This window comes from Amycolatopsis sp. NPDC089917, assembly GCF_040684635.1.
GTDB lineage: Bacteria > Actinomycetota > Actinomycetes > Mycobacteriales > Pseudonocardiaceae > Amycolatopsis.
Window position 1 is genome coordinate 1 of record NZ_JBFBGL010000123.1, and the last position, 9,606, is coordinate 9,606.

The 9,606-nt window shown below is 70.2% G+C and carries 9 protein-coding genes; 5 read left to right on the forward strand and 4 right to left on the reverse strand.

Annotated features, from left to right (window positions below; translation table 11 throughout):
• Positions 1 to 137 precede the first annotated feature (137 nt).
• From AB0N89_RS40430 to AB0N89_RS40440, 3 genes are all read left to right on the forward strand, one after another.
• Positions 138 to 689, forward strand: a complete 552-nt coding sequence (locus AB0N89_RS40430; protein WP_364216856.1) for a DUF4232 domain-containing protein — start codon at positions 138 to 140, stop codon at positions 687 to 689.
• Between the two features lie 106 nt (positions 690 to 795).
• A complete protein-coding gene (locus tag AB0N89_RS40435; protein ID WP_364216858.1) occupies positions 796 to 1,485 on the forward strand; it encodes a response regulator transcription factor in 690 nt (229 codons plus the stop codon).
• Positions 1,482 to 2,927, forward strand: a complete 1,446-nt coding sequence (locus tag AB0N89_RS40440; RefSeq protein WP_364216861.1) for a HAMP domain-containing sensor histidine kinase — start codon at positions 1,482 to 1,484, stop codon at positions 2,925 to 2,927. Before AB0N89_RS40435 ends, AB0N89_RS40440 begins: the two co-directional genes overlap by 4 nt.
• On the opposite strand, the gene AB0N89_RS40445 is transcribed toward AB0N89_RS40440, so the two are convergent.
• The 3 genes from AB0N89_RS40445 to AB0N89_RS40455 all read right to left on the reverse strand — a co-directional run bounded on the left by AB0N89_RS40445 (position 2,893) and on the right by AB0N89_RS40455 (position 5,823).
• Positions 2,893 to 3,966: a hypothetical protein gene (locus AB0N89_RS40445; protein ID WP_364216864.1), complete on the reverse strand. Its 1,074-nt coding sequence runs from the start codon at positions 3,964 to 3,966 to the stop codon at positions 2,893 to 2,895. The two genes, AB0N89_RS40440 and AB0N89_RS40445, sit on opposite strands and share 35 nt — an antisense overlap.
• Before the next feature lie 67 nt (positions 3,967 to 4,033).
• Complete coding sequence (locus AB0N89_RS40450) at positions 4,034 to 4,471, reverse strand: hypothetical protein (protein ID WP_364216867.1); 438 nt, start codon at positions 4,469 to 4,471, stop codon at positions 4,034 to 4,036.
• A 14-nt stretch (positions 4,472 to 4,485) separates the two neighbouring features.
• Positions 4,486 to 5,823 carry a hypothetical protein gene (locus AB0N89_RS40455; RefSeq protein ID WP_364216870.1) on the reverse strand — a complete coding sequence of 446 codons (1,338 nt, stop codon included), beginning with the start codon at positions 5,821 to 5,823 and terminating at the stop codon, positions 4,486 to 4,488.
• A 100-nt stretch (positions 5,824 to 5,923) separates the two neighbouring features.
• On the opposite strand from AB0N89_RS40455, the gene AB0N89_RS40460 reads away from it, so the two are divergent.
• Positions 5,924 to 7,366: an ABC transporter substrate-binding protein gene (locus AB0N89_RS40460; RefSeq protein ID WP_364216873.1), complete on the forward strand. Its 1,443-nt coding sequence runs from the start codon at positions 5,924 to 5,926 to the stop codon at positions 7,364 to 7,366.
• Here the strand turns inward: AB0N89_RS40460 and AB0N89_RS40465 are convergent, their stop codons facing one another.
• Positions 7,367 to 8,245: a LysR family transcriptional regulator gene (locus AB0N89_RS40465; RefSeq protein ID WP_364216876.1), complete on the reverse strand. Its 879-nt coding sequence runs from the start codon at positions 8,243 to 8,245 to the stop codon at positions 7,367 to 7,369.
• Positions 8,246 to 8,316: 71 nt separating this feature from the next.
• On the opposite strand from AB0N89_RS40465, the gene AB0N89_RS40470 reads away from it, so the two are divergent.
• Positions 8,317 to 9,351 (forward strand): SDR family oxidoreductase, encoded by a 1,035-nt coding sequence (locus AB0N89_RS40470; protein WP_364216879.1) that lies wholly within the window; start codon positions 8,317 to 8,319, stop codon positions 9,349 to 9,351.
• Positions 9,352 to 9,606 lie beyond the last annotated feature (255 nt).

A 9,606-nucleotide genomic window follows, 5' to 3' on the forward strand; every position in this document is an offset into this window, starting at 1 on the left:
AACGGCGTCCCTCTTCCTGGTGCCAAGTCCGTGAAGGCCTCCTTGAGGGACTCTGGGTCCCTCAAGGAGGCCTTCACGGACCGGTGCTCGTGGGCGATCGGTGAGATGCCGGAAGCGAGGGTGGATAGGATCCGCGGGTGCTGGGGAAAGCGATCTTGACCGTGGCCGGGACGGCGCTGGTGGTGGCGGGGTGCAGTTCGCCCCCGCCCCCGCCGCTGCCGGCGCCGATCCCGACCCTGTCCACGCCGGAGCCGGGGCTCGTCGAACCGGCGGGCTGTCTCGGCACCGGGGTCACGGTGAAGTCCGGGCCGGTCGAGGCCGCGCTGGGCCATCGCGCGGTCGTCCTGACCCTCACCAACTGCGGCACGACGCCGCGCACGCTCACCGGCTATCCCGAAGTCCGCTTGCTGGACAAGGAAAAGCGGCCGATGGCCGTCGAGGTCGAGCACGGGACGTCGTACATGGCGATCGACCCCGGCGTCCGCCCGCAGACGGTCCGGCCCGGCGGGACGCTGCTTTCGGTGGTCTCGTGGTCGAACACCGTCACCGCGGGTTCGCCGGAGGCTGGCGCCTACGTGACCGTCGCGGCCGCCAAGGGCGATCCGGAGCAGCGGATCACCGTCGACACCGACCTCGGGACCACGGGCAAGCTCACGCTGACGGCTTGGAACGCCGAACTCAAGCACTAGAGGTTTGTGACGAGACCGCACGGCTCTGCGACGGTTCAGCCGCGAACCCCGGCGAGTGCGACAGACCGCCCTTACGATCGGTGAGCCTTTCGATCTTGGGGGAACCATGCCGCGCATCCTGCTCGTCGAGGACGACATCGCCCTGGCCGAGGCGCTCACGCTGGCGCTGAAGGCGCTCGGTCACGACGTCGTCGTCGCGCCGACCGGGGAGCGTGCGCTGGAGGCGCTGTTCACCGACCGGCTCGAACTCGACTTCATCCTGCTCGACGTCATGTTGCCCGGGATGGACGGCTTCGAGGTCTGCCGCCGCGTCCGCGCGCGCAGCCGGTTGCCGCTGGTCCTGCTGACCGCCCGCGGCGACCCGATCGACATCGTCGCCGGGCTGGAATGCGGCGCCGACGACTACGTGGTCAAACCCGCCGAACCGCGGGTGATCGACGCGCGGATCAAGGCGATCGGGCGGCGCGCCACCACCGCTCCCGGGCCGTCGGCCGGGCAGGTGCGGGTGGGACGGCTGGAGATCGACGCGGGCGCGATGAGCGTGACCCGGGACGGCGCCGAACTGGCGTTGACCGCGACCGAGATCCGGCTGCTCGTCGAGTTCGCCGAACATCCGAACCAGGTGCTGAGCAGGCAGACCTTGCTGAAACGGGTCTGGGACTACGGCTACGTCGGCGACTCGCGGATCGTCGACGCGGCGGTCGCGCGGCTGCGGGCGAAGATCGAGGACGATCCGGCGAATCCCGTGGTGCTGAAGACCGTGCGCGGACTCGGCTACCGGCTGGCGGACCAGTGAAACGGCCGTCGTTCGGGCTGCGGGCGAAGGTGACGGCGGCGGTCGTGCTGGTGACGACGACGGCGACCGCGGTGATGGCCTTCACCGCGTCGAAAGTTCAGGAAGACGACGCCGTCGACAGCTTCGTCTACAGCGCGGAAACGACGTTCGGCTCCTTGTTCGAGCAGTCGTGGCGCGGGCTCGAAGCGGTGATGGACAACAGGTCCACCTTGACCGAGTTCGCCGAGCGGATGTCCGACCTGACGCCGGAGTGGACGTTGTTCACCAAGCGACCCGACGGTTCGGCGGACCTGGTGAACTTCGGCTCGACCGATCTGTGGCACCGGGCGCAGCCGGTACCGGTCCGCGTCGGTGACCGGCAGGGGATCGTGGCGTCGGTCCAGGACCGGGTGCTGGTCCGGACCTCCAAGACGATGGACCTGCTGACGGCGATCACCGTCGACCCGGAGACCGGCAAGCGGCTTCTCGTCGTCAGCGGGAACTTCGTCGGCTACTGGCTGGTGGAGTTCTACGACCTCACTCCGCTCGACATCGATCTGGCCGCGCAACGGCAGAAGCTCGTTCTCATCGCACTCGGGGTGGCCGCGCTCGGGGTCGTCGCGGCGCTGTTCGCCGCCTGGAACATCCAGCGGCCGGTGCGCCGGGTCGCCTCCGCCGCCCGGGACCTCGGCGACGGCGCCTTCGACGTGCGTGTCCCGGTGAAAGGCCGTGACGAGCTCGCCGAGCTGGCCAAGTCGTTCAACACGATGGCGGATCGGGTCGGCGCGTCGATCGAGAAGCTGCGCGCCAAGGACCGGCAGCAACAGCGGTTCGTCGCCGACGTCGCGCACGACCTGCGGACCCCGCTCGCGTCGATGGTCGCCACGGTCGGCACCCTCGACAGCGCCACCCCCGAGGTCAGGACCCGCGCGACCGAACTGCTCGGCACCCAGACCCGGCGGCTGGCGCGGCTCGTCGAGGACCTCATGGAGATCTCGCGGTTCGACGCGGGTTCCGCGGACTTCCGCCCCGAACCGGTCGATCTGCCCGCGCTCGTCGAGGACGCCGTCGGGGCCGCCGCCCCGGAGACACCCGTCGAGGTGACGAGCACCGGGGACACGACCGTCGTCGCCGACCCGCGCCGCCTGCACACCATCGTGGTCAACCTGCTGGTCAACGCCACGCGATACGGCCGGACACCGATCACCGTGACCCTGACGGGCGGCGCCGACACGGTGTGGATCCGCGTCGCCGACTCCGGGCCGGGGATCCCCGAGGATCTGCTCCCGATCCTGTTCGACCGGTTCGTGCGGGGCGATCAGGCGCGCCAGGCGACCGAGGGCAGCGGGCTGGGGCTGGCGATCGCCAGGGAGAACGCGCTGATCCACGGCGGGGAGATGACCGCGCACAACGACCACGGCGCCGTCTTCACCGTGAGGCTTCCACGGGAGTCACCAGCGTGAGCCCGCGCGGCGCGTAGCCGTCGAAGTACGGCATCGGGACGTGCGTGAGAATCAGGAACAACGCGGCCAGCACGGCGCCTTGGCGCGGCTTCAGCTCGCGGCTTCCGAGCCAGAGCCACAGCACGACGACGAAGTTCGTCACCAGCAGGAATCCCCACCGGGCGTCGTCCCAGCCGCCGAACGCGAGCAGCGCGGGTGCCGCGATCGCGGCGACGGGCACGAACGCCGCGAGGGACGGACGGTGCAGGTACAGGAAGCCGCCCGCCACCACGATCACGATCGGCAGCAGATACAGCAGCACGCCGGTGATCGAGTACAGCTGCCAGCTCTCGGCCTGCGTGCGCCCGAACAGGGCGAGCGCGTCGGCACGGTAGCGGAAGTCCGTTGTGGACAGAGCACGCCCGAGCTTCTCGATCGCGCCAGGGGCGACCGGCGGCATCGCGAGGATCACCAGCCCGAGGCCGGCGGCCGGGGCGAGCAGCGCGCACGCGCGCCGCAACGAAACCTTCCGCAGCAAGGCGAACCCGAACACCGGCAGCACGGTGAGCAGCGCGATCTCGTGCACCGTCACCGAAAGCGCCATCACCGCGCTCGCGAGCACCGGCCGGTTCCGGTACACCGCCCACAGCGCGGCGGACAGCAGCAGGTACAGCGTTTGGTCGAGGTAACCGATCTCGTGGAACAGGTAACCGCCGGTCGGCAGCAGGAGCCAGGCGACGATCAGCCACCGCCGGCTTTCGGTGCGGCTGCTGAAGAACGCGAGCGTCACGACCGCCAGCACCGCGGCGAGGACGGCGAAACTCGCGACCGCGAAAACCGCGTAGTCGTGCCCGAACGGCTTCAGGATCGTGCCGACGAGGAAACGGCGGTGGAAACCGTCGGTCAGGGACACGGCCTGCAGGGTCGCCGCCCAGGTCCCCGGCAACCGGAACCCGGTGTATCCGGCGACGAGGACGGCGATCGCGAACAGTGCCGTGACGCTTCGCCGCGGCGTCGTCTTGGCGACGGCGACCGGGGCCCGTTCCAGCAAGGTGGTCATGGCGCCAAGCTAGAAACGGATCATTCGGCTTTCGTGATGGCCGCGCGACAGTTTCGCCACGGCTTTGTTACATGGTTGTCGATGTCAGGAAGGCCTGTTCGGAACCTGCTGCCACGAAGGCCGTCCGTGCCTTGCCGTTCGCGGGCAGCTCGCAGGAAAGCCACGCGACGCCGGACGGCAGAAGCGTTGTGAGCTGTGCCGGCGCCACGGGAACATCGGCGTGGCACTCGAACCCGCTCATCACCTTCGAAACCGCGTCGGCGCGCAGCTTCACCAGGGCGGAAAGCCGGTAGTCGGCCGGCCCGGGCGCCGCGGCACGGCCTTCGGGGGCGCCCATCTTCTCTTCGACCCAGGACGCTTCGACGATCTCGCCGACTTCCGGGAACGTCTTGGCGACCGGCGCCGGATCGGTGTGGACGGCCGCTTCTTCCGGCGGTGCCGGGTCACAGGCCGCGATCAGCATGACCGCGGCCGTGATCGCCGACGTCTTCCCCATGGTGCGCATGGGGACATCTTGACTCAGGCGGTGAGCTTCAGGATGTCGATTCCGCGAGTGTTGTCGGCGACATAGACGTAACCCTTGTGCCAGTACGGCGCCCACGCGGAGGCGTCCGCCGGGCGGAAGTAGGCGATCTGCTTCGGGTCGGTCGGGTCGCTGACGTCGAGGAACCGCGTGCCCTGCGTGTAGAACGACTGCACGAGGATCTTGCCGCGGACGTCGAAGTAGTGCGCGGAGCAGTCGCCCGTGGTCGGATCGCTGCCTTCCTGCCCGGCGACGCTCCAGGTGCCGACGGACTTGAGGCGGAACGGCTTCTCCGGCGTCGAACGCCAGCCTTCGCCGTTGTACGAGTTCTGCAGCGACGAGATCGTCAGCACGCCGTCACCGGCGCAGCCGTCGAGGAAGCTCTCCTCGGTGGCGTAGATGAGGTCGCGGCCGTGCCAGCGGCGCGAGTCCGCGCCGTCGGCCGAGCGGTGTCCCGCCGGGTGGAAGCTGTTGTGCATGAACTTCGACGGCGCCGCCGTCTCCTCGATCCCGCCGCCCGCGTAGGGCACCGGGCTGTACGCGGTCGCGCGGCGGACCTTGCCCTGCACGGGATCGCGGTGATGGCCGCTGGTCCAGTAGCCGCGGACGCCACCGCGTCCGGACACCCACGCCACACCCTCGTCGTCGACCTGGACGTCGTGCACGTAGTCGGTCTTGCCGTCGTTGCGCGCGAGTTCGATCGGGTCCGGGGCCGTCTTGGGGTTGCGCGGGTCGCGGATGTCGGTCACCCAGATCGGGCGGCCGCCCCAGTCCGCGGGCTGGTTCGCGGCCTTCGCCGGGCCGCCGGTCCAGAGGTAGCGGCAGTCGTCGACGCAGCTGGTCGTGTGGCCGGCGGGCACCTTGGTGTAGCTCAGGATGGCCGGCTTTTCCGGGTTCTTCAGGTCGATGATGTAGATGCCGGACTCGCCGGTCTGCGTGGTGCCGCCGTAGGCCCGCGGGTCCCGCGCGAGGAAGACGAGCTTGCGCTTGACGTCGACCTCGGTGTCCTCGGTCTCCCACAGTCCGGGCAGGCTGACCTCGCCGATCAGCTTCGGCGCGGCGGGGTTCTTGGTGAGGTCGTAGACCTTCAGCCCGAACTCGCCGGAAACCGCCATGACGTCGCGATTGCCGTACTGGAGGAAGCCCATCGCGATGGCGCCCTGCGCGTCGGGCACGTTGCCGACGGCCTTGACGTTCTTCACCGCGCCGGGCGCTCCCGCGACCCGGACCTTCTCGTTCGCCGGTTTGTCGTCCTCGCCGCACGCGGCGGCGGGCAGGCCGGTGGCGATCAGGGTCGCGGTGATCGTGGTGATCGCCAGGCATGACCGGAGCAACCAGTTTCCTCGCACAGAAACCTCCCAGGCTGGTGACCCCACCCTATGATCACCACTTTGCCCGCACAACCGCCGTTGGTCGGTCCGGGACTGCTATGACATGACCATGCGCTTGCGTCTTCTGGCCCCGCTCCTCGCCGCCGCCGTGGTCGCGGCGGGCTGCTCGGAATCCGGCGAATCGCCCGCACCGGACGTACTTCGCGTGGGCCTGGCCGCTCCGGCGACCCTGCTGCCCGCCGACGTCCGCGACCAGTCCGGGCGGATGCTCGCCGGGGCGCTGTGGACGCCGCTGGGTGATTACGACCCCGCGACGGGGAAGATGACGCCGCGGGCGGCCGAATCGGTCACGAGCGCCGACCGGACGACGTGGACGGTCAAGCTCAAGGACGGCGGGAAGTTCCACGACGGCACCCCGGTGACCGCCCAGTCCTATGTGGACACCTGGAAGGCGATCGGCCAGGAGCGATGGCAGGCGTCGCGGGTGGTCAAGGACCTCTTGCGGGCCAAGGAGATCACCGCGCCGGACGCGCTGACCATCCGGCTCGTGCTCGACCGGCCGTCCGGCCAGATCCCGGCGCTGCTCTCCTCGCCCGCGCTGGTCCCGCTGCCCGCGTCGGCGCTGACCTCGCGGGATTGGGCCGGATTCGCGCAGCGGCCCGTCGGCAACGGGCCGTTCCGGCTCGACGGCGCTTGGCAGCCGTCCGGTGGCAAACTGGTCCGCGTGGCGGACGCGCCGGGCAAGGCGCGCGTGATCGACCTGAAGACCGGGGACGCGGCGGCGCACTACGACGAGGTCAAGGCCGGGAAACTCGACCTCTCCACGGTGGTCCCGGGCGACCGTCACGAAGCCATGCACGCGGATTTCGCGCAGCGGCACGTGATGTGGGCGCTGCCCAGCGCCGCCTACCTCGGCTTTCCGTTGACCGCGCCGCATTTCTCCGACGCGACGGTCCGGCACGGCTTCGCTCTCGGGGTCGACCGTGCCGCACTGGAGGCCGGCGTCCTCGGCAAGCAGGTGGACCCGGCGAAGTCGCTCCTGCCGCCCGCCGTCGCGCCCGGTGAGCGCAGCAGCACCTGCCGCCCGTGCACGTTCGACGCCGGCGCCGGGAAGTCGCTGCTGACCCAGGCGGAGTTCCCCGCCGCGCCGGTCCACTTCGGACAGTCCGAGGCGAACTGGCTGCGGCCGCTGGCGGAGCAGGTCACCAAGGCCGTCGGCGTCCCACTCGCCCCGGAACCCGGGCAGGGCCCGTTCGCGCTCGACCTGAACCTGATGACGCCGAGCCCGCAGGAAGTGCTGTCCGAGATCGCGAAGGCCACCGGGTACGCCAGCGACGGGTTCGCCGACCTGCTGAAATCGGCCGAGGAGACCGAAGCCGCCGACAGCGGCGAGGTCTACCGCCTGGTGGAGAACCAGCTGCTGCGCGATCTCCCGGTCGCGCCGCTGTGGTCCGGGCACGGGCACGCCGTCTGGGCGGACCGGGCGGGCGACGTCACGGCGACGACCTTCGGCGGTGTGGACCTGCCGGCGGTTTCCCTGCACTGATCAGAGGGTGCGCTCCCCCGCGACGACGTCGATGAAGGCCGAGGTCAGCGGGTCCGGCGTGCTCCGGCAGTAGGCGGCGAGCGTGCGCCGGATCGCCGGTTCGGGGCGAAGGACACGGCCGTGGAAACCCTCGGGCAGCACGTTGGCCGGGACCAGGGCGGGACCGAGTCCCGCCGCCGCGAGCACCGGGGCGGCCGCGGTCTGTTCGGTCCGGACCGCGGCCCTCGGCTGGAATCCCGCCGCCGCGCAGGCCTGGTCGACGAGGTCGGCCAGGCCGTTGCCCGGCGCGTAATGGACCCACGCGCAGCCGGACAGGGTCGCGAGATCGACGACGCCGGTGCCGTCGTCCTCACGCGGCCCGTCGATCGGCAGGACGACGACGAACTCCTCGGTGCCGAGCTCGCGCACCGGCCCGTCCCAGCCCGCCGGGACCGGCCCGACCGCGACGTCGGCCTCGCCCGCCGCCATGGCGTCCCGGAGTTCGTCCGCGTGCCGGAACTCCACGAGCCGGACGTCGACGTCCGGCCGCTCGCGGCGCCACACCCGCAACGCCGTGGGCAGGACACCGATACCGACCGAGTAGACCGTGGCGATCTGGAGTTCCCCGGCTTCCAGCCCGGACGCCTGCCGGGCCGCGCACCGCGCGCGTTCGGCGTCGGCGAGGGTGGCGCGGGCGTGCGGGAGCATGGCGCGGCCCATCGGCGTGAGCCGGACACTGCGCGGCAGGCGTTCGAGCAGCGGGCCGCCGACTCCCTTCTCCAGCGCGCGCACCTGATGCGACAGGGCGGGCTGCGTCACGTGCAGCAGCTCCGCCGCCCTGGTGAAGGAGCCGGTGTCGACGACGGTCACCAGGTATTCGAGCTGCCGCAGGCTGGTCATGAAGAGAGCTTATCGAACTGGTGATTTCTATGCCTTGGACTTATCCTTTGCCGGGGGCCAGGCTCGGTGACATGAACGAAGAACGCAAGGTCGCCCTGGTCGCCGGGGCCAACGGGGTCATCGGCAAGAACCTGATCGAGTACCTGGAGACCCAGCCCGGCTGGCGGGTCATCGGCCTTTCGCGGCGCGGCGGCCCGGGTCAGATCGCCGTCGACCTGCTCGACGCGGACGACACCTGCGCGAAGCTCGGCGGCCTGGACGACGTCACGCACGTGTTCTACGCGGCTTATGTCGACAAGCCGACCTGGGCCGAGCTGGTCGCGCCGAACCTGGCGATGCTGACCAATCTGGTCGGCGCGATCGAGCCCGCCGCGCCCGGTCTGCGCCACGTCAGCCTCATGCAGGGCTACAAGGTCTACGGCGCTCACCTCGGCCCGTTCAAGACCCCGGCGCGCGAAGACGACGCCGGGCACATGCCTCCCGAGTTCAATGTCGACCAGCAGCAGTTCCTGGAGCGGCGACAGGCCGGGAAGTCTTGGACGTGGTCGGCGATCCGGCCGTCGGTGGTCGGTGGGACCGCGCTGGGCAACCCGATGAACCTCGCGCTGGCCATCGCCGTCTACGCGTCGATCTCGAAGGAACTCGGCCTGCCGCTGCGCTTCCCCGGCAACCCCGGCGCGTACGACAGCCTGCTGGAGATGACCGACGCCGGGCTGTTGGCGAAGGCCACGGTCTGGGCGACGGGCTCGGAGAACGAGGCGTACAACATCGCGAACGGCGATCTGTTCCGGTGGAGCGAGCTCTGGCCGAAGATCGCGCGCTACTTCGACCTGGAGGTGGCGCCGCCGCTGCCGATGTCTCTGGACGTCATCATGGCGGACAAGGAAGAGCTGTGGGATTCCCTCTCGGCCAAGTACGGGCTGGAAGTGCCGTACAGCGCGGTTTCGTCGTCGTGGGGCTTCGCCGACTTCGTGTTCGGCTGGGACTACGACATGTTCGCGGACGGGTCGAAGGCCCGGCGGGCCGGCTTCCACGAGTACGCCGAGACGTCGTCGATGTTCTTCCGGCTGTTCGACGAGTTCAAGAAGGCCAAGGTGATCCCGTGAACCGCGGGCGACCGTGAGCCGCGGGCGTCGTGAAGGCCTCCTTGCTTACCTTGAGGGTAGTGAAGGAGGCCTTCACGGACTTGGCGATCGCGCGTCCGGTAGCCGGCCGGGGCGAAGGGGCCTATCCCTTCATCGCACGGGCGGAAGGTCCCCTTCACCTCGGGCCTGACGGTTCTGCTCGGCGGAGGTTGCGAAAGCCACTTCCGCAACGTTGAAGGTTGCGGAAGTGGCTTTCGCAACCCGCGCGGGGCGCCC